Raw genomic sequence first — 20,501 nt, forward strand, 5'->3', positions numbered from 1 at the left:
ACACAACCCGGAGGGGGTCGGACGCGTTCACTGTCGGCGCAACGGGCTAGGTTGTGCAGCATGTCCGAGTACGTCTCCCTCGACCCGTCGCAGCACGCCGTCCTCGCCCTCGCGGCCGGCCGGTCGGCTGCCGTGCTCGGTGCGCCCGGCAGCGGGAAGACGACGACAGCGGTCGAGTTCGTCGCCGAGCAGGTCGCACGGCACGGCGTCGATCCGGAAGACGTGCTCGTGCTCGCGCCGAACCGTGCGACGGCGACGGCGCTGCGCGATCGGCTCGCCGTGCGCATCGGCCGACCGACGAACGGTCCGATCGCGCGCACCGCCAACTCCATCGCCTTCCAGCTCGTGCGGCAGGCGTCCGAGGGCGATGTCGCTCTCCTCACGGGCGCCGAGCACGACCGCGTGATCGACGACCTCCTCGAGGGAGCGCTCGACGAGGGGCGCGGTCCCGCGTGGCCCGAGCACCTGTCGCCCGAGGTGCGTCGACTCCGCGGGTTCCGCACCGAGCTCCGTGACCTCGTGATGCGCACGGCGGAGTTCGGCATCGATCCTGCAGAGCTCGCGCGCGCCGCTCGGGCGACGGAGCGACCCGAGTGGTCGGCCGCCGCCGAGTTCCTCGTCGAGTACTCCGACGTGAAGGACCAAGCGCTCGTGGGCCGCTTCGACTCGGCCGAGCTCTCGGCGTTCGCCGCCCGACTGCTCCTCGACACGACTCCCGATGATGCCCCCCGCGTCCTCGGCGGGCTCGCGCGCGTGCGCCTCATCGTCGTCGACGACGCGCAAGAGGCGACGGAGTCGGTCATCGCGCTCCTCCGTGGTTTCGCCGCTCGCGGTGCGGCGATCGTCGCATTCGGTGACCCCGACGTCGGCGTCAACGGCTTCCGCGGCGGTCGGGCCGACCTCCTCGGCTCGCTCGCCACGACCCTCGGGCTGGGCGACGCCGATCGCTTCGTCCTCGACCATATCTATCGCGGTCGCCCCGCCATCCGCGCGGTCGTCGCCGAGGTCAGTGGTCACATCGGTGCATCCCTCGCCGGGCCCCAACGCCGCGCGACCCTCGTCTCTCCCTCCGACGAGCCGGGTGCCGCGGTCGTCCGCATCGACGCACCTTCGCACGCCGCCGAGTGCGGCCGCATCGCCGCGCTGCTCCGCGAGCGACACCTCCTCGGCGACGTGCCGTGGTCGCAGATGACTGTCGTCGCGCGCTCCGGCGCCGACATCGCGGGCATCGAGAGGGCGCTCGCGCTCGTCGACGTCCCGACGCGCGGTTCGGTCGCGCGCTCGGCGCTCCGCGACGAGCCGGGAGCCCGGCCGCTCCTCACCGCAGCGGCCCTCGTGCTCGGTCGGAACGAGCTCGACGCTCCCCTCGCCGCCGAACTGCTGCTCGGACCGCTCGGCTCGCTCGACGGCGTCGGTCTCCGCCGCCTGCGGCTCGCTCTCCGCCAGCGGGAACTGGGAGCCGGGGGTACGCGCACGAGCGACGAGCTCCTCGTGCTCGGCCTCGCCGACCCCGATCAGCTCGCCGAGATCGACGCCCCGAGTGCGCGTCGGGCGGCACGTCTCGCCCGCACGCTGCGCTCGGCGTCAGCCGTCGCTGCGGCATCCGGGTCGATCGAGGACGTGCTCTGGGCCCTGTGGGAGGGCAGCGGTCTCGCCGAGGCGTGGGGCACGCAGGCCGCCGGTCACGGAGTGCTCGCCGAAGAGGCGAACCGTGCTCTCGACGGTGCCGTCGCGCTCTTCTCCTCGGCGCAGCGATTCGTCGAGCGCACCCCCGACGCCCCCGCACGGCGTTTCGTCGACGACGTGCTCGGCGCCGACGTGCCCGAGGACTCCCTCGCTCCGCAGCGCGGCGGCGAACACGTCTTCGTCACGACGCCTCCCGGCCTCATCGGGCGCTCGTTCGACACGGTCGTCATCGCTGGACTGCAATCGGGTGTGTGGCCGAACCTCCGTCCTCGGGGGTCGCTCCTGCACGCCGATCTGCTGCCCGACGTCGTCCACGCACTGCGCGAGAGAGCGCCGCTTCCCGACGTCGTCCGCCCGGTCGACGAGCGAGCCCGGGTGCGCGCCGACGAACTGCGGCTCTTCGCCCTCGCGGCATCGCGTGCCGAACGCCTGCTCGTGCTCACGTGCACGAGCAACGACGACGAGCAGCCGTCGCCGCTCATGCGATTCGCCCCCGTCGACGCCCCGTTCGCCCGGTCGCGGCCCCTCCACCTGCGCGGTCTCGTCGGGGCTCTCCGACGTGAACTCGCGGCGACCGGTGATCGGTCGGCGGCATCCGCTCTCGGCACGCTCGCACGCGAGAACGTCGCCGGCGCAGATCCGGCCGAGTGGTACGGGCTCGCAGCACCGTCGACGACCGCGCCGCTCGTCGATCTCGACGGCGACCCCGAGGCGAAGGTCTCGATCTCGCCGTCGCAGATCGAGAAGGCCGAGGAGTCGCCGCTCGCGTGGTTCGTCGACCAGATGGCGTCGCCGCCGCGCGGCGTGGCCGCATCGCTCGGAACCCTCGTGCACGCCGTCGTCGAGTCCGCGGCCGACTCGGGCGACATCGATGCCGAGACACTCGATCGTCACGTCGACGACCGCTGGGGCGAGCTGCGATTCGAGGCCGACTGGCTCGCGGAGCGCGAGCGCGAGAAGGTGCGGCGCATGACGCGGGGAGCAGCCGAGTACCTCGCGCAGTTCGCCGACGACACGAAGGTGCTCGTCTCGAGCGAGAGCTCGTTCACGATCGAGTTCGATCAGTTCGTCGTACGCGGAACGATCGACCGCGTCGAGCGTTCGGGCGATGGCACCCTCGTCATCGTCGACCTCAAGACAGGAAAGAGTGTGCCCGCGATCAAGGGGATGTCGGAGAACGCGCAGCTCGGTGCCTACCAGCTCGCCGAACGTGACGGGGTCATCGACGTCGGAGGCGAGGGCGCGCAGCCGGGCGGTGCCAAGCTCGTCTTCCTCGCTCGACCCGACAAGGGGATGGCGTATACCGAGCGTGCCCAGCAGGCCTTCAGCGACGAGGAGCTCGATGCGTTCCGCGAGCGGGTCCGCGGCATCGGCCGCACGATGGCCGCATCGCACTTCGAGGCACACGAGCCCTCGGGGGCGAAGCCGCATCTGAGCGCCTGGCAGATCCGCGTGCACCTCGTGAAGGCGGTGTCGGCATGAGCGCGAACACGGATACGAGCATCACCACCGGGTTGTCGGCCGAGAGCATCGCCGATCACCTCGGGCAGCACCGACCGACGATCGAGCAGGCGGCCGTCATCGAGGCCGACCCGCACGCGCAGAGCCTCGTCGTCGCGGGCGCCGGGAGCGGCAAGACCGAGACGATGGCGGCTCGAGTCGTCTGGTTGCTCGCGAACGGCCACGTCGACGTCTCGGAGGTGCTCGGCCTGACCTTCACCCGCAAGGCCGCGGGCGAGCTCGCCGAACGCATCGGCCGCCGCGTCGATCAGCTCGTCGCGACGGGCATCGCCGACATCGACGTCGATCCGCTCGAGTCGGCCGAGGTCTCGACGTACAACTCGTTCGCTAGCACGATCTATCGCGAGAAGGCCCTCCTCATCGGCCGCGAGCCCGACGCCGCGATCCTGAGCGAGGCCTCGGCCTGGCAGCTCGCTCGGCAGGTCGTCGTCTCGCGCGGCGACCACCGCCTCGCCGAGCTCGACAAGTCTCTCGATCAGGTCACGGCCGCCGTGCTCGACCTCAGCCGTGCCCTCGCCGACAACGTCGTCGACGCGGCCGACGTGCAGCGGTTCGCCCGCGACTTCCTGATGCTCTCCGATCTGCCGATCGGGGGTACGGGGCGCAAGAAGACGCCGTTCGCCGAGTTCACCGCGGCGCTCACGGCCGTCGACTCGCTCCCTCCGCTCATCGAGCTCGCGGTCGAGTACCAGGCCGCGAAGCGCGAGCGCGGCTTCGTCGAGTTCTCCGATCAGATCGCCCTGGCACTCGAGATCTGCGAGTCGCACCCCGACGTCGTCGACGACTATCGATCACGGTTCCGCGCGGTGCTGCTCGACGAGTACCAGGACACGAGCGTCGTGCAGACGCGGCTGCTCTCCACGCTCTTCCACGACCACTCGGTGATGGCGGTCGGCGATCCCGACCAGTCGATCTACGGGTGGCGCGGCGCGAGTGCCGCGAACCTCGCGCGATTCGCCGACGACTTCTCGCGTTCGCCCGACTCGTCGTCGCTCGCGTTCCCGCTCTCGACGAGTTGGCGGAACCCGCGGATTGTCCTCGATGCCGCCAACCGTCTCGTCCAGCCGTTCCGTGAGGGAGGCGTCGTCGAGAAGGAGGCACTCGTGCCGTCGCCCGTCGCGCCCGACGGCTCTCTCGAGGTCGTGTGGGGCGAGACCGTCGAGGAAGAGGCCGCTCGCGTCGCCGAGTGGTTCGCCGGGCGGCTCGTCGGCCCGCCCGATGCGGCTCCCTCGGCCGCGATCCTTTGCCGCACGCTCAAGAACGTCGACATCTTCACGTCGGCGCTCCACGAGCGCGGCGTGCGCTTCCACGTCCTCGGGCTCGCGGGCCTGCTCGATCAGCCGGTCATCGCCGACCTCGTCTCCGCGCTCCGCGTCATCGACGATCCGACGGCCGGGTCCGAACTCCTCCGTCTCCTCGTCGGCGCACGGTGGAACATCGGCCCGCGCGACATCAGGGCACTCCGCGAGCTCGCCCGTCGACTCGCCGATCGCGACCACACCCTCGCGCCGCTCGATCCCGAGGTGAGGCGGGGCCTGCGAGCGAGCGTCGATGCCGACGAGAGCGTCTCGATCGTCGATGCGCTCGACTTCCTCGTCACCACTCGCGCCGACCACGGGTGGCTCGCCGACTTTAGCGAGCTCGGCCTCGATCGCCTCCGACGAGCGGGCGGCGAGCTCCAGGCGCTCCGCCGGCGCACGGGTCTTGACCTCATCGACTTCGTCGGTCTCGTGCAGCAAGAACTCCTCCTCGACATCGAGGTCGCGGCCAACGAGTCGCAACCGCTCGGTCGGCCGAGCCTCGACGCGTTCCACGAGCTCCTCGGCGGGTTCCTCGGGGTGAGCGACCACGCCACGCTCGGTTCCTTCCTCGGCTGGCTCGACGAGGCCGAGCAGCGCGACCGCCTCGCTCCGCGTCAGGACGCCCCCGAACCGGGAACCGTCCAGGTGCTCACGATCCACGGCTCGAAGGGTCTCGAATGGGATTGCGTCGCCGTGCCGCGGTTCGTCGAGAAGGAGATGCCCGGCGAGCCGCTCAGCAAACGCGGCTGGGTCGTCTTCGGCGGGCTGCCGTTCGAGTTCAAGGGCGATGCCGCTGAGCTCCCCGACCTCGTGTGGCGCGGCGTGCACGACCAGACCGAGTTCGCCGAGTCGTTCGCGGCGTTCGGCGACGAGGTCGCCGCACAGCACGCTGACGAACAGCGCCGACTCGCCTACGTCGCCGTCACGCGCGCCCGCCAGGAGCTGCTCCTCAGCGGTTCGTGGTGGTCGACGCAGAAGGCTCCGCGCGGCCCGAGCGACTACCTCCGCGAACTCGTCGTGGCGGGCATCCTGCCGGTCGACGTCCTTCCGCCCGCATCGACGTACGACGAGAACCCGCGTATCGAGGTCGCCGAGCGCTCCGTCTGGCCGCTCGATCCGCTCGGAACGCGGCGCGCGCGCATCACGGCAGCCGCGGCCGCCGTCGAGAGGGCGATCGACGACGAGTCACCGATCGCCGATGCGACGCTCCGCCGCGACGTCGCGCTGCTCCTCGAAGAGCGACGCCGACGCAGCGAGAACGACGACCTGACCGTCATCCCCACCCGAGTGCCCGCCTCCCGTTTCAAGGACTACGTCGACGACCCTCGGGCGGTCTCGGCTCAGGTGCGGAGGCCCATGCCGCAGCGGCCGTACCGTGCGACCCGCCTGGGTACCCTGTTCCACTCGTGGGTCGAGCATCGCTCCCTCGGCGCGATCGATGCCGTCGACGCCGACCTCTTCGAGCTCGACAGCCCGGGCGACACGGTCGAGTCCGCCCGGTTCGAGAAGCTCAAGCAGACCTTCGAGGCGTCGCCCTGGGGGCACCGGAAGCCCACCGAGGTCGAGGTCGAGATCCACCTGCCCATCGGTGAGACGGTCTTCATCTGCAAGCTCGACGCCGTGTACTCGGTCGACGACGGCTCCGAGCTCTACGCCGCCGGCTACCGGTACCAGGTCGTCGACTGGAAGACGGGCAAGGCACCGCGTGACGAACGCGACCTCGAGCTCAAGCAGACGCAGCTCGCCCTCTACCGGCTCGCGTACGCGACCTGGGCGGGCATCGATCCCGAGACGATCGACGCGGTCTTCTACTTCGTCGACGACGACCGGGTCATCCGACCCGAGCGCCTCTACGACGAATCGGAGTTGCGTGCATCCTGGTCGGGAGTCGTCGCGTCGGTGTCGGCATCCGGCTCCGAGGTTCCCGACGGCGCCGACGAGTCACCGAATCCGGTGAGGTCGAGTGCGATCGGTCCGGTCGCGTCCGCGTCGGGCCCGGCGGCTTCGCCTTCCCGGTAGCGCTCGAACTCCGACTGGTCGTAGCTGTCGGTGAGGAGGTGCGCTCCGGGGTCGCGCCGAGCGCTCTCGCGCGGCGTGCGGTCGAGCATGCGCTCGACATCGTTGACGGTCATGATCGGGCCGGTCTCGGGCGACAAGGGGCTCACGTGCTCGGCGTGAACGCCTTCGACGAGTCCGTCGAGCATCGAGACCGCGTCGTCGACGATCGCCGAGTCCCGGGCGTCGATGCCGTGCAGCAGCCACTTGACGAGCTCGAGCTCGCCGTAGAGCAGCGCGCGCTGCGCGATGAGGCGATCGATGCCGCCCGAGCGTGCTGACGTATACGCGGCGAGTGCGACCTCGGCGTTCGCCCCGCGGGCACCGAGCAGCCAGTGCAGGTCCTTCGCCGGGTCGCCGACGGCGAGTCCGGCCCAGCCGATGACGCCGGAGACGCGGTCGCCCTCGATGAGGAACGAGTCGGCCGAGAGTCCGCCGTTGATGACGAGGGCCGGGAACTGCCAGAGCGCGTCGTCGTCGGTGGCGTTCTCCCATCGGCGCACGAGGGCCGCGGGCAGGCGCCCGGTATCGGCCGCGCGCCCGATGAGTGCGAGGGCGGCGGTGCGGCTGTCGGCGGCGGAGGCCTGCGGGAGGCCGGCCTCACCGACGAACGCCGTCGGCAGCGAGTGGATCGCGGCGATAGCGCGCCCGACGGCGTCGGCCACATCCGCATCGCGGGTCAGCTCGTCGGCCGAGTACACGTCGCCCGGGATGAGGTCGGAGACGATCGCCCGGGTGCCGCTGAAGGGAACCTGTCCGATGTAGGTGGGAACGCGGAAGTCGAGTCGGCCGCGTACTCCGGTCGTGAGCGCGCGGAGCGCCACGAGGTCGGCGGATTGCTCGGTCTCGGCGCTCACCGAGTTCGGCACGCGGACGAGGAGGCGTCGTCCATCGGCGCTCTGCAGATCGACCGCGTCGTAGTCGCCGTGCGATCCGCGGGAGTGCCGCTGGGCCGAGGTGATCTCGAGGCCGGAGACGGCCGCCGTGGCCAACGCGGCTAGAGTGAGAGTGGGTCTGGCCATGCCTCTCAGCATAGGTCGGCACCGCTCAGCATGGCCGACCGCCACGCGTTCCCGACATCTGCGCGAACCCGATTTCCGCTCGACGAGAGGCTTTCTGCGTGACCACTCCGCCTCCGCTCTCGAGGGCAGCGATCGACCGAGACGCCGCGCGTCGTGAGAGCGAAAGTCTCTGGAGTGATCTCGACGCCGACGCGTCGACCCGGGTCATGCTGCTCTCGCGCGGTCGGGCGCTCCTCACGGAGCGCACCGAGGACACCGCACCGCGTCTCGCCCTCCTTCCTGTCGGCGACCTGCCGTCATCCGCTCTGCGCCTCTATCTCGGTCGCGATGCCGACGGTTCTCCGATCGAGGCGCGCATCGTGAGTGACGACGACGCCGAGGCGATCGAGCCCGAAGAGCTGCGGTGGGCGGGTCTCCGAGCCATCGCGTCCGAACTGAGCGATCGCGACGCGGGTCTCGTCACCGAGGCGCTCGCGCTCGCGAACTGGCATTCGACCCACACGCACTGCCCGCGGTGCGGCACCCCGACCGACGTCATCCAGGGCGGGTGGGTGCGCCGATGCCCGGCCGACGACTCCCAGCACTTCCCTCGCACCGACCCCGCCGTGATCGTGCGGGTGATGGATGACGCGGGCCGCGTGCTCCTCGGGTCGAATGCGCTCTGGGCGGCCAACCGCTACTCGCTGCTCGCCGGCTTCGTCGAGCCCGGTGAGTCGCTCGAGGCCGCCGTCGTGCGCGAGATCGCCGAAGAGGCGGGCGTCGTCGTCGGCGACGTGCGCTACCTCGGATCTCAGCCGTGGCCGTTCCCCGCGTCGATCATGCTCGGCTTCGAGGCGCGCATCGCCGCGGGAACTGTGCCCGAGAGCGCGACGCCCGACGGTGTCGAGATCCTCCACCTCCGGTGGTTCAGCCGCGACGACATCCGTGAGGCGGGCGACGACGTCGTCCTGCCGGGGTCGTCGTCGATCGCGCGATGGATTCTCGAGGACTGGTACGGCGCTCCGATCGAGGACGATCGCTGGTGAACTCGCCCGAGAGCCTCCTGACGGCACTCGACGACGATCAGCGGGTCGCCGCCGAGACACTGCTCGGTCCGGTCTGCGTTCTCGCGGGAGCCGGTACCGGTAAGACGCGCGCCATCACGCACCGCATCGCCTACGGCGTCGCGACGGGGGCCTACACGCCGACGCGCGTGATGGCGCTCACGTTCACGAGCCGCGCCGCCGCCGAGCTGCGCGGCCGGTTGCGGGCGCTCGGGGCCGGCGGGGTCGCCGCTCGCACGTTCCACGCGGCGGCGCTCTCGCAGCTCGGCTACTTCTGGCCGCTCGTCGTCGGGGGCAACGCGCCCGAGATCCTCCCGGCGAAGGGCCGACTGCTCGGGCAGGCCGCCGAGCGTGCCCGGCTCAAGGTCGACACGGCGACGCTGCGGGATGTCGCGGCCGAGATCGAATGGCGGAAGGTGTCGGGTCTCGGGCTCGACGGTTACGCCCTCGCGGGCCGGCCCACCCCCGGGTCGCTCACGACCGAGCAGGTCGTCGAACTGCACGCCGCCTACGAATCCCTGAAGGACGAGCGCCGTCAGTTCGACTTCGAGGACGTGCTGCTCGTCATGGCCGGCATGATCGAGTCGGAGCCGTCGGTCGCGATGCACGTGCGCGAGCAGTACCGCTTCTTCGTCGTCGACGAGTACCAGGACGTCTCGCCGCTCCAGCAGCGGCTCCTCGAACTGTGGCTCGGAGATCGCCGCGAGCTCTGCGTCGTCGGCGACGCGTCGCAGACGATCTACTCGTTCGCGGGCGCCCGTGCCGAGTACCTCCTCGACTTCGAGCGCCGGTACGACGACGCCGCCGTCGTGCGGCTCGAGCAGAACTACCGCTCGACCGCCCCGATCATCGACGCCGCCAACCGGTTGATGCGCGGTCGCTCCGGCGCGCTCACCCTGCACGCCGCCACGACGGCCCCGGCCGACGATCCGGTGATCCTGCGCTACCCCTCCGACGTCGCGGAAGCCCGAGGCATCGCCCAGCGTGTGCTCGAACTCATCAACGCGGGGGAGCGGCCCGAGTCGATCGCGATCCTCTACCGCGTGAACTCGCAGTCGGCCGTCATCGAACGTGCCCTCGACGACGTCGGCGTGAGTTCGCGAGTGCGCGGAGGCGCGCGCTTCTTCGAGCAGCCCGAGGTCAAACAGGCCGTCATGACCCTGCGCGCGGCATCCCTCACCATCTCGGGTGAGCCCCTCTTCAAGTCGGTCTCCGACGTGCTCCGCTCGCTCGGCTGGAGCCACGAAGCTCCCGAGGGCCCCGGTGCCGTGCGCGCCCGGTGGGAGTCGCTCAACGCCATCGCCCGACTCGTCGACGACGCACCGCCCGAGATGACCTTCCGGCAGTTCACCGACGACCTCATGTCGCGCCAGGCGACGCAGCACGAACCGACGGTCGAGGCTGTGACGCTGGCGACCCTGCACTCGGCGAAGGGCCTCGAGTGGGAGAGCGTCTTCATCGCCGGAGTGAGCGAGGGCCTCGTACCCATCTCTTACGCGACGGGGTTCGAGGCGATCGACGAGGAACGCCGTCTGCTCTACGTCGGCATCACGCGGGCACGGCGGCGACTCGTGGTGAGCTGGGCCGAGCAGGGCGATCGTCAGCGCGGAGTACGAGAGTCGTCACGCTTCCTGACAGAGATCGGCACGCGCACTCCGCGTTCGCGCTGACCGCGCCGAGGCTCGTCCTGCCCGTGCGGCCGTCGATCGTCAGGATGGCCTCCGCGAGCGGGTTCTCCCCGGAGCCGAGGAACACCGCGAGGGCCGAAGCCACCTCGGCTGCGGCGGCGTACTGGATGCGAGTCGGCGTGTGGGCCGCTACTCGACCCATCAGTTGCGCGGCGATCGCGGGCCAGGCCTCGTCGACGTGTGTACGCCCGAGCTCGATGCACGCGAGGCAGGGCGCGGCACCCGGGACGACGAGCGGGCCGATGTGCGCGCCGGCGTCGTCGAAGACGACCGGGAGGTGCGGGATGTCGCGGCTCTGCAGCCGCGCCGCCGTGCGCGGATCGACGACGTAGTCGGCGGCGAGCACGACCGCGTCGGTGTCGTCGGCGAGGGCCCCGGCGACCTCGAAGCCGGCGGCCTCGATCGACTCGGCGATGCACGGGGATGCCGGGCTCTGAGGGTCGACGACGACGCGTCGGCGGGTCGTCGGGGCATCGTCGAGGAGGGCGCGTTCGACGCTCGCGAGCAGGATGTCGACCTGACGCGCATCTCCGCCGAGCTCATGCGCCAGCACGTCGAGCGCGGAGCGGACCGTGCCGATGCGGAGGGCGTCGATGAGCACGGCGTCCACCGCGTCAGCGTGTTCGACGGTCGCCACGCGGCGCCGGACGCCGAGCTGGATGGTCTCGGGCGAACGCCACACGACGGGAATCCGGGGATCGATGCGGAGGGCCATCCCACGAGCATGCCGCGCGGCGACGCCCGGACGCCCGCTATCCACAGCCCGAAGTCAGGGCATGGAGTCAGGGCGTGGAGTCGTCCTCGGGCTTCGGGGCCTCGCCGACGTCGCCGCGGAGGAGCGCCTCGAGCGCCTGGTCGAACTCGTCGTCCGCGGCATCCGTCTCGCTCGGTGTGCCGCTGACGCGCGCCACCAAGCGGCTCGGGTCGTCGAGATCCTCGGAGGTGGGGAGCAGGTCGGGGTGGGCCCAGAGCGCGTCGCGCTCGTCGATTCCGACGGCCTCGGTGACCGCCGCCCACAACGCCGATGCCTCGCGGAGACGGCGCGGGCGGAGTTCGAGGCCGACGAGGGTCGCGAACGCCGACTCGGCAGGACCGCCCGTCGCGCGGCGGCGACGGATCGTCTCGTTGATCTGCTCGGCCTTCGGGAGTCGCGAGGTCGCCGCGGAGGTCACGACGTCGACCCAGCCCTCGACGAGGGCGAGGATCGTCTCGAGTCGGCCGAGGGCCGCCTTCTGCGCGTCGCTCTGGGTCGCGATGAGCGAGCCGTTCGCGACGGCGTTCCGCAACGACTCGGTGTTCGACGGATCGAAGTCCTCGGCGAGCCGTTCGATGCGCTCGGTGTCGATCGAGATGCCGCGGGCGTACTCGGTGATCGACGTGATGAGGTGCAGACGAAGCCACCGGGCGTGCCGGAAGAGCCTCGCGTGCGCGAGCTCGCGCACGGCGAGGTAGAGCTGGACCTGGTCGACGGGGATGTCGAGGTCGGCGCCGAACTCTCGGATGTTCTGGGGGAGGAGGGCCGCCTGGCCGTCGTCGAGGAGCGGGATCCCGACGTCGCCGCCCGAGACGACCTCCGTCGCGAGCTGCCCGACGACCTGGCCGAGCTGCATGGAGAAGAGCGTTCCGCCGACTCCGCGGAGCATGCGGCTCGCGCCCTGCACCATCGACTGCATCTCTTCGGGCGCCTGCTCGGTGAGGGCGCGCGTGAGCGAATCGGCGATGCTCGACGAGACGGGCTCGGCGAGCTGGATCCAGAGGGGCATCGTCTGCTCGAGCCACTCGGTGCGGGTGAGCAGGCGCGGTTCGGACCCGAGGGTGGAGACCGAGACGGCCTCGTCGAGCCAGAGCCCGGCGACGTGGAGGGCCTGGTCGTAGACGGCGCGCTCGTCATCGGTCACCGAGAGCTGACCGGCGGCCGTGCGTTCGCGCCCCTGCTTGAGGGCGACCTGCGGGTCGATGCCCTCGGTTCCCGCCCCGGCCATCGCGCTCTGCAACTGGCTGAAGAGCGCTTGCACGCTCGCCGGATCGTTCGGCAGGCCCGCCGCACCGGCGAGGGCCGTCGGGTCGACTCCGGCCTGGCCGGAGAGCAGGTTCTCGAGCATCGCGCGGAGTTCTTCTTCGGGGCTTCGTTCCTCGCCCGAATCGTCGTGATCGGCCACTTCAGCCACCTTCCAGTCGCGTTCCTCTACGCTAACCCGAGAGACATCGGCCGCGCCGGGAAAACGCCCGAAGCCGGGCGCGAGACCTTCCGCTCATCGCGAACAGACCGTGCCGACGCCGAGGCGAGAGGACGCACATGGCCCTGTTCGAGGGATCGCTGGGAGAGCCCGCGATCGACGACGACCCCGAGACACGTCGCGAGCAGCGTCGACGCGGACTCGGCTGGATCCTCGTGCTCGTCGCGATCGCCATCATCGGCGTCTTCGCGTTCGCGCCGTCGCCCTACGTCATCGAGCAGCCCGGCCCGGTCTACAACACCCTCGGCACGACCACGACGAGCGACGACGAGGAGGTGCCTCTCATCTCCATCCCGGACGAGGAGACCTTCGACACCGAGGGAACCCTCGACCTCCTCACCGTCTCGATCGTCGGCACCCCCGAGCGGCGCCCCACGTGGGCCGACGTCGCCCTCGCCTGGGTGGACTCGTCGAAGGCCGTCATCCCCATCGAGCAGGTCTTCCCGAGCAACGTCACGCGCGAGGAGCGCGACGCCCAGAACCAGGCGGCGATGCTCGACTCCCAGCTCGACGCCATCGCGGCGGCCCTCGTCGAGCTCGACTACGACGTCGAGCGCGACGTCGTCGTGCAGAGTGTCGCCGAGGGGTCTCCCGCGGAGGGGGTCTTCGAGCAGGGCGACATCGTGACGTCCGTCAACGGCGAGCCCACCCTCGACGTGGGCCAGCTCCGCGCGGCCGTGCAACTGTCGGAGGGCGCCCCCGTCGACGTCACGATCCTGCGCGGAGGGACGACGACGGATGTCTCGGTCGAGCCCGTCCAGAGCTCCGGCGGCGCCTGGATCCTCGGTGTCGGCGTCGCGATGGACTACGAGTTCCCCATCGACGTCGAGATCCAGCTGAACAACGTCGGCGGCCCGAGCGCGGGCATGATGTTCTCGCTCGGCATCATCGACAAGCTCACTCCGGGTGCCCTCACGGGCGGCGAGTCCATCGCGGGGACGGGCACGATCGATTCGTCGGGAGTCGTCGGCGGCATCGGCGGAATCCGTCAGAAGATGTACGGCGCACGAGACGCCGGCGCGGCGTGGATGCTCGCACCGGCATCCAACTGCAACGAGGTCGTCGGACATATTCCCGTCGGTCTCCGCGTGATCCCCGTCGAGACCCTCGACGAAGCGCGCGGCGTGGTCGAGCAGATCGGCGAGGGCGCGGATGCCGCGGAGTTCGCCGAGTGCACGACGGGCTGACCCGTTCTGCCGCGGGCGAACTGACGGGAACCTCTCAGTGGGGCCCGCCTAGGATGGACAACTGACCCGTTCCCCCGAGGCAGAGGACGAGTGTGACCGCTCAAACCGAACAAAGTCCACGGCGCTCTCGCGCGCCGATCGCAATCACGATCGGCATCGTTGCCGCTTTGGTGGTGGGCTTCTTCATCTTCGCGGGGCTCTACGCCGACATCCTCTGGTACGACCAGGTCGGGTTCGTGAGTGTGCTCACGACCGAGTGGATCGCGCGAGGCGTGCTCTTCCTCATCGGCTTCGTCGCCATGGCCCTGCCCGTCTGGGCGGCCGTGCAGATCGCCTACCGCTCTCGGCCGGTCTACGCGAAGCTCAACTCGCAGCTCGACCGCTACCAGGAGGTCTTCGAGCCGCTCCGTCGCCTCGCGATGTACGGCGTCCCGATCCTCCTCGGCATCTTCGCCGGCGTCTCGGCGCAGGCGCGCTGGCAGATGCCGCTGCTCTGGCTGAACCGCACGCCCTACGGCGACACCGACCCGATCTTCGGCTTCGACATCTCGTTCTTCATGTTCGAGCTGCCGTTCTACCGGTCCGTCGTCGGCTTCGCGTCGGCCGTGTTCTTCATCGCCACCCTGCTCGTCATCGCGACGAACTACCTCTACGGCGCGATCCGGGTGAACGGCCGTGAGGTCGTCATCTCGAAGTCGGCGCGCATCCAGATCGCCATCATGGCGGGCATCTACCTGCTCCTGCAGGCGGTCAGCATCTGGCTCGACCAGTACGCGACGCTCACCGAGTCGAACGACCTCATCACGGGTGCGATCTACACCGACGCGAACGCCGTGATCCCGGGTCGTGCGATCCTCGCCGCGATCGCCGCCGTCGTCGCCGTCCTCTTCTTCGTGACCGCGATCATCGGCCGCTGGCGGCTCCCGCTCATCGGAACGGCGCTCCTCGTCATCTCGAGCCTCCTCATCGGCTCGCTCTACCCGTGGGTCGTGCAGCGCTTCCAGGTCGACCCGAGCGAGCGCACGCTCGAGGCGCCCTACATCCAGAACGCGATCGACAGCACGCGAGAGGCCTACGGCATCGCCGACCTCGAAGAGATCCCCTACACGGCGTCGACCGACGCCGAGCCGGGCGCGCTCCGTGAAGACGCCGAGACGACTGCCAACATCCGTCTCATGGACCCGGCGCAGATCGGGCCGGCCTTCGAGCAGCTCGAGCAGTTCCGTCAGTACTACCAGTTCCCCGAGCAGCTGAACGTCGACCGCTACCAGGTCGACGGCAAGACCCAGGACACCGTGGTCGCCGTGCGCGACCTGAACCTCGCCGGACTCGGCGGCGGTGAGACCTGGTACAACTCGCACCTCGTCTACACGCACGGCTACGGCCTCGTCGCGGCGGCGGGCAACCAGCGATCGGTCGACGGCAACCCCGTGTTCATCCAGTCGGGCATCCCCTCGACCGGTGTGCTCGGCGACTTCGAGCCGCGCATCTACTTCGGTGAGACCTCGCCGCAGTACTCGATCGTCGGCGCCCCCGAGGGCGGCAACCCGATCGAGCTCGACTACCCGGCCGGCGGCGACGACAACGAGCAGGTCTACAACACCTTCGACGGCGACGGCGGCCCGAAGCTCGACAACGTCTTCAAGAAGCTCATCTACGCGCTCAAGTTCCAGTCGGAGCAGATCTTCCTCTCCGACCAGGTGACGAACGACTCGCAGATCCTCTACGACCGTGACCCGCTCCAGCGTGTGCAGAAGGTCGCCCCGTACCTGACGCTCGACACCGACCCCTACCCCTCGGTGGTGGACGGCAAGATCGTCTGGATCATCGACGGCTACACGACGAGCGACGCCTTCCCGTACTCGAAGAAGCTCAGCATGAGCGACGCGATCGCCGACTCGCAGAACCTGTCGCCGACGCTCGCCTTCGACGAGGTCAACTACATCCGCAACTCGGTCAAGGCCACCGTCGACGCGTACGACGGTTCGGTCACGCTCTACGCGTGGGACGAAGACGAGCCGATCCTCGCCAGCTGGCAGAAGATCTTCCCGTCGACGCTCAAGCCCATGAGCGAGATGTCGGGCGACCTCATGAGTCACGTCCGCTACCCGGCCGACCTGTTCAAGATGCAGCGCACGGTGCTCGGCACGTACCACGTGACCGAGGCGGGCTCCTTCTACTCGCGTGACGACGCCTGGACGACGCCGAAGGACCCGACCCAGCCGTCGGCGAGCAACATCCTCCAGCCGCCGTACTACCTCACGATGCAGATGCCCGGCCAGGACGTGCCGAGCTACTCCCTGTACTCGACCTTCATCCCCGACGCGAGCGGTGCTCAGAGCCGTAACGTCCTGAAGGGCTACCTCGCCGTCGACGCGGATGCCGGTTCGGAAGACGGCACGAGGGCCGAGGGCTACGGCACTCTGCGCCTGCTGACCCTGCCCCAGGCACCCACGGTGCCCGGCCCCGGTCAGGTGCAGAACGTGTTCAACTCCGACCCGAGTGTCTCGGCGCAGCTCAACATCCTGAAGCAGGGACAGTCGGAGGTCATCAACGGAAACCTGCTGACGGTTCCCGTCGGTGGCGGTCTCCTCTACGTGCAGCCCGTCTACGTGAAGTCCTCGGGTGACACGAGCTACCCGCTGCTCCAGAAGGTGCTCGTCGCCTTCGGCGACCAGCTCGCCTTCGAGGACACCCTCGATGCGGCGCTCGACGCGCTCTTCGGTGGAGACTCGGGTGCGAGTGCGGGTGACGGAGAGCTCCCGGTCGGCCAAGAGGGAGATGGCTCTCCCGATGACGCTCCGGCCGAGCCGGGCGACACCGACGACGACAGCGGAGACACCCCGGTGGTTCCGCCGACCGACACCGCGACCGACAACGCCGAGCTGCGCTCGCTCTTGAACCAGGCCAACCAGGCCCTCAAGGACAAGCAGGCCGCACTGCAGGACGGCGACTTCGCCGCCTACGGTGTCGCCGACGCGAAGCTCGCCGAGCTCGTCGCTCAGATGCTCTCCATCACGGGATAGCTCGTGGCATCCGTCGAACTGAGCGGCGGCGAGTGGCTCGACGCCAATCGCGCCAATTGGGACGAACGGGTACCCGTGCACCTCGCCGCAACGGACTTCTACGATCAGGAGCCGTTGCGGCGAGGGGGCAGCGTGCTCGACCCGCTCGTGACTCGCGAGCTCGCCGAGCGGTTCCCCGACGGTCTCGCGGGGCTCCGCATCCTGCACCTCCAGTGCCACTTCGGCGCCGACTCGCTCTCGCTCGTGCACGCGGGCGCGACCGTCGTCGGCCTCGACTTCTCGCGACCCGCGGTGACCGAGGCCCGGCGGCTCGCCACCGAGCTCGGCGTCGCCGATCGCGCACGCTTCATCGAGGGCAACATCTACGACGCGCGGCACCTGCTGCCCGAGCCGGAATCGTTCGACGTCGTCTTCACGACGTGGGGCACGATCGGCTGGCTTCCGGATGTCGCCGAGTGGGCGCGCATCGTCGCCTGGTACCTGAAGCCCGGGGGAGTGTTCTACTTCGCCGACGGGCATCCGAGCTCGTACGTCTTCGACGGCGACGCCGGCCCCGGCGGCCTGCCGGTCTTCGCGTACCCGTACGGAAACACCGAGCCCGACGTCGTCGACGACCCGTCCGACTACGCCGACGCCGATGCGGCGCTCGCGAACTCGCGGACGTTCGAGTGGATGCACCCGGTCGGCGAGATCTTCGGGGCGATCACCGCCGCGGGCCTCCGCATCGAGCGCCTCGACGAGCACTACGAGGTTCCGTGGCGCATCTTCCCCGCGACCGAGCCCCAGGCGAACGGAATGTGGGGATGGCCGGCCGAGAAGTGGCTTCCGCTCTCCCTCTCGCTCACCGCGACCGCACCCGAAAGCTAGCCGCTTCCGCGCCGATTGGACGGCCCTCGAAACCCGTGCTAGTGTTATCTCTTGTGCCGCGGGGTGGAGCAGTTCGGTAGCTCGCTGGGCTCATAACCCAGAGGTCGCAGGTTCAAATCCTGTCCCCGCAACAAAAGCTCGATCTGAGATCGAGTCGAGAAGGCCGGTAGCGAAGACATTCGCTACCGGCCTTCGGCGTATAACCGGCCCGTTCGGTGCCGTCTGTCCGAGGCGCACACCCCGTTCTGGAGGCACCCGAACACCGTTCGGTGTTCGGCGGCGCGGTACTCTTCGTAGACGGGCACGAGAGCGCACCCCTACGTGTGCAGCCCGGCAGGATCGGGGAGCGTTGCCAGATGAGCGGTGACAGAGCGTTACAGGTCGTCGTGGTCGACGACAGCGACGACCAGCGAGAGCTGCTGCGGACGCAGTTCGCACGAGCGGGGTGCGACGTCAGCACTGCTGTCGACTCGTTCGAGGCCGAGCGGCTCGTCCGCGCCGAACGGTTCGATATCGCCGTCATCGACCTCCTCTTCCCCGGCGTCGACGGCTGGGCCATCGCCGAACGCATCCGTGAGCTGTCGCCGACGACCGACATCGTCATCGCCTCCGTCCTCGACCAGTCCGACTACCCGAAGGCCGACGGCGTCCTTCCCAAACCATTCACGGGAGCCGAAGTGAAGCGCCTCGTGTCGACCCTCGCCACCCGGCGAGAAGGGGAGGCCTCGTGACCGCGGCGCGTGTCATCATCGCCGACGACGATCCCGACATCCGCGGGCTCCTCGAGATCGCAGCCCGCAAGGCGGGACTCGAGATCGTCAGTTCCCACGGCGACGGAGCGAGCGCCCTCGCCTCGGCGCTCGCGAACGATCCCGACCTCATGCTCCTCGACGTCGCGATGCCCGAGATGAACGGTGTCGACGTCGCTCGTGAGCTCCGCTCCGCACGAGACGACGGCCGCCCTCGCGTGCTCATGGTCTCGGCGAGCGTCGATGCCACCTCCCAGGCTGCCGGCGTCGCCGCTGGCGCAGATGATTACGTTATGAAGCCGTTCAGCCTTCGCGTCCTCGTCGAACGCCTGAAATCGATCGTTGCGGACGAGTGAGCCCGTCCGACTGGCTGAGCCGGGTCGTCACGTTCGACTCGAACAAGCCAGGCATCCGTCAGCTCGCTTCCGTCCTCGGGATCCTGCTGTCGCTCCTCGCGATCCTCGTCGTGCCGTCCGCGCGCATCAGTGCGCCGTTCTACGCGTGGTCGGGTGTCGCGCTCGTGCTCGTGCTCGGTGTCGTGGCCTACCTCGTGCCGTGGGATCGCATCGCGTCGACCTGGGTGCTCGTCATCCCCCTCGGCACGATGCTCGGCTTCGGCCTCTTCCGCACAGGCACGGGCGGTGCGACGTCGATGTTCGGCGCGCTCATCATCCTGCCCGTCGTCTGGATCGCGGCCGAGGAGGGCCGCCGCTACATCTGGATCGCGGCGCTCGCGACGAATGCGGCGCTCCTCCTGCCCTATTTCGTCGGTGAGGCGTCGTGGTACGACGGTCAGGTCATCCGCGGGTACTTCGCACCGATCGTCTATCTCGTCGTGGCCGCCGTCATCAACGAGCTCGCCCACCGGGCGCGCGTGCAGCTCGCCGCGATGCGCCAGCTCGCCGAGGAGCGGTCACGGCGCCTGCTCGAGAGCGAGAAGAGTGCGGGAGTGCTGCGCCGAACGCAAGAGCGGCTGCGGGCGTCAGAGGACTTCAACAAGAGCGTCTGGGCGGCGGCGATCCACGAAGCCGTCATCGTGACCGACCTGAGCGGCGGCATCGTCGCGTGGGGCCCGGGAGCAGCGGCGATGCTCGGGCCCGTCGCCGAGTCGACGGAGGGCACGCGCTCGCTCGTCGACTTCATCGACCGAGAGCGACTGCTCGCGGCGCACGGCCTCACCGATTGTCCTGACGAGCAGGACTCGGAGACGATCTTCACGCGCTTCGTCGAGGCCACCGAGCGATCGGGCGGGTCGACGTCGGAGCTCGGACTCGTCACCGTCGACGGCGTCGTCGTGCCCGTCCACATCTCGTGCTCACCGCGTCGCTCGGGCGACGGCACGCAGGTCGGTCACATCTTCATCGCGGCCGACATCACCCAGGCGAACGAGGTCGCGCGCCTCAAGGACGAGTTCGTCGGCATGATCTCGCACGAGCTGCGCACGCCGCTCAGCTCGATCCTCGGCTACATCGAGCTCGTCCGCGACGATGAGGCCCCGCTCACCGACGAGCAGCTCCACTACCTCGGCGTCGCGGAGCGGAACGCCCACCGCCTGCTCGACCTCGTCGGCGACCTGCTCTTTGCCGCGCAGGTCGAGGCGGGCAAGTTCCCCCTCGAACTGACGACCGTGGATGTCGGCGCGATCGTCACCGCCTCGGCGGAGTCCGCCGTTCCCGTCGCGCAGCGCTCGAACATCGCCGTCCACGTCGAGATCGACGATTCCGATCTCGACGTCCACGGCGATGCGACGCGCCTCGGCCAGGCGTACGACAACCTGCTCTCGAATGCGATCAAGTTCACCCCGGCCGGCGGCTCCGTGACGATCCGCGCGGTACGCGAGCACTCGGAGATCGTCGTCGAGATCGTCGACACCGGCATGGGCATCCCCGCCGACGAGATGGACAAGCTCTTCACGCGTTTCTTCCGGTCGACGACCTCGACGCGTCAGGCCGTGCAGGGCGTCGGTCTCGGCCTCAACATCACGAAGGCCATCGTCGCGGCTCACCGCGGCACGCTCGGAGCCTCGAGCATCGAGGGCGAGGGCACGACGTTCGAGATCCGCCTGCCCGTGGCGTCGGACGAACCCGCACCGGAGGCCGTCGCCGGCGTGTGACGTCGC

11 protein-coding genes, 1 tRNA gene and 2 pseudogenes are annotated in these 20,501 nt (G+C 69.7%); 11 read left to right on the forward strand and 3 right to left on the reverse strand.

Going from position 1 to position 20,501, the window contains the following annotated elements:
- Positions 1-60 precede the first annotated feature (60 nt).
- Both BJ972_RS00560 and BJ972_RS00565 read left to right on the forward strand, forming a co-directional pair.
- Entirely contained in the window at positions 61-3,168 is a 3,108-nt protein-coding gene (locus BJ972_RS00560; RefSeq protein ID WP_129177189.1) for an ATP-dependent DNA helicase, read from the forward strand.
- Positions 3,165-6,527, forward strand: coding sequence for an ATP-dependent helicase (locus BJ972_RS00565; RefSeq protein WP_129177187.1), 3,363 nt, complete (start codon positions 3,165-3,167; stop codon positions 6,525-6,527). The genes BJ972_RS00560 and BJ972_RS00565 overlap by 4 nt, the downstream gene beginning before the upstream one ends.
- A 326-nt stretch (positions 6,528-6,853) precedes the next feature.
- Here the strand turns inward: BJ972_RS00565 and BJ972_RS17030 are convergent.
- A pseudogene (locus BJ972_RS17030) lies at positions 6,854-7,597 on the reverse strand (phosphotransferase); the annotation flags it as partial.
- Between the two features lie 86 nt (positions 7,598-7,683).
- On the opposite strand from BJ972_RS17030, the gene nudC reads away from it, so the two are divergent.
- Together nudC and BJ972_RS00575 are read left to right on the forward strand one after the other, a co-directional pair.
- Positions 7,684-8,610, forward strand: a complete 927-nt coding sequence (gene nudC / locus BJ972_RS00570) for an NAD(+) diphosphatase (RefSeq protein ID WP_179419903.1) — start codon at positions 7,684-7,686, stop codon at positions 8,608-8,610.
- Positions 8,559-10,298 (forward strand): ATP-dependent helicase, encoded by a 1,740-nt coding sequence (locus BJ972_RS00575; RefSeq protein ID WP_129177181.1) that lies wholly within the window; start codon positions 8,559-8,561, stop codon positions 10,296-10,298. The genes nudC and BJ972_RS00575 overlap by 52 nt, the downstream gene beginning before the upstream one ends.
- A 13-nt stretch (positions 10,299-10,311) precedes the next feature.
- Here BJ972_RS00575 and BJ972_RS17035 read toward each other — a convergent pair.
- Both BJ972_RS17035 and BJ972_RS00580 read right to left on the reverse strand, forming a co-directional pair.
- Positions 10,312-11,031 (reverse strand): annotated as a pseudogene (locus BJ972_RS17035) (hypothetical protein); the annotation flags it as partial.
- A 67-nt stretch (positions 11,032-11,098) separates the two neighbouring features.
- Positions 11,099-12,418 carry a zinc-dependent metalloprotease gene (locus BJ972_RS00580; protein ID WP_129177246.1) on the reverse strand — a complete coding sequence of 440 codons (1,320 nt, stop codon included), beginning with the start codon at positions 12,416-12,418 and terminating at the stop codon, positions 11,099-11,101.
- A gap of 194 nt (positions 12,419-12,612) precedes the next feature.
- On the opposite strand from BJ972_RS00580, the gene BJ972_RS00585 reads away from it, so the two are divergent.
- The 7 genes from BJ972_RS00585 to BJ972_RS00615 all read left to right on the forward strand — a co-directional run bounded on the left by BJ972_RS00585 (position 12,613) and on the right by BJ972_RS00615 (position 20,495).
- Positions 12,613-13,740: a YlbL family protein gene (locus BJ972_RS00585; RefSeq protein WP_129177177.1), complete on the forward strand. Its 1,128-nt coding sequence runs from the start codon at positions 12,613-12,615 to the stop codon at positions 13,738-13,740.
- A gap of 92 nt (positions 13,741-13,832) precedes the next feature.
- Positions 13,833-16,766, forward strand: a complete 2,934-nt coding sequence (locus BJ972_RS00590; RefSeq protein ID WP_179419904.1) for a UPF0182 family membrane protein — start codon at positions 13,833-13,835, stop codon at positions 16,764-16,766.
- Positions 16,767-16,769: 3 nt separating this feature from the next.
- Positions 16,770-17,633, forward strand: coding sequence for a class I SAM-dependent methyltransferase (locus tag BJ972_RS00595; protein WP_129177175.1), 864 nt, complete (start codon positions 16,770-16,772; stop codon positions 17,631-17,633).
- Between the two features lie 57 nt (positions 17,634-17,690).
- Positions 17,691-17,764: transfer RNA gene (locus tag BJ972_RS00600), tRNA-Met, on the forward strand.
- A gap of 225 nt (positions 17,765-17,989) precedes the next feature.
- Complete coding sequence (locus tag BJ972_RS00605) at positions 17,990-18,364, forward strand: response regulator transcription factor (protein ID WP_129177173.1); 375 nt, start codon at positions 17,990-17,992, stop codon at positions 18,362-18,364.
- Entirely contained in the window at positions 18,361-18,738 is a 378-nt protein-coding gene (locus tag BJ972_RS00610) for a response regulator (RefSeq protein ID WP_164989998.1), read from the forward strand. The genes BJ972_RS00605 and BJ972_RS00610 overlap by 4 nt, the downstream gene beginning before the upstream one ends.
- Entirely contained in the window at positions 18,735-20,495 is a 1,761-nt protein-coding gene (locus tag BJ972_RS00615; RefSeq protein ID WP_129177169.1) for a PAS domain-containing sensor histidine kinase, read from the forward strand. Before BJ972_RS00610 ends, BJ972_RS00615 begins: the two co-directional genes overlap by 4 nt.
- The last annotated feature ends 6 nt before the right edge of the window (positions 20,496-20,501 follow it).

Source organism: Agromyces atrinae, assembly GCF_013407835.1.
GTDB classification, from domain to species: Bacteria; Actinomycetota; Actinomycetes; order Actinomycetales; family Microbacteriaceae; genus Agromyces; species Agromyces atrinae.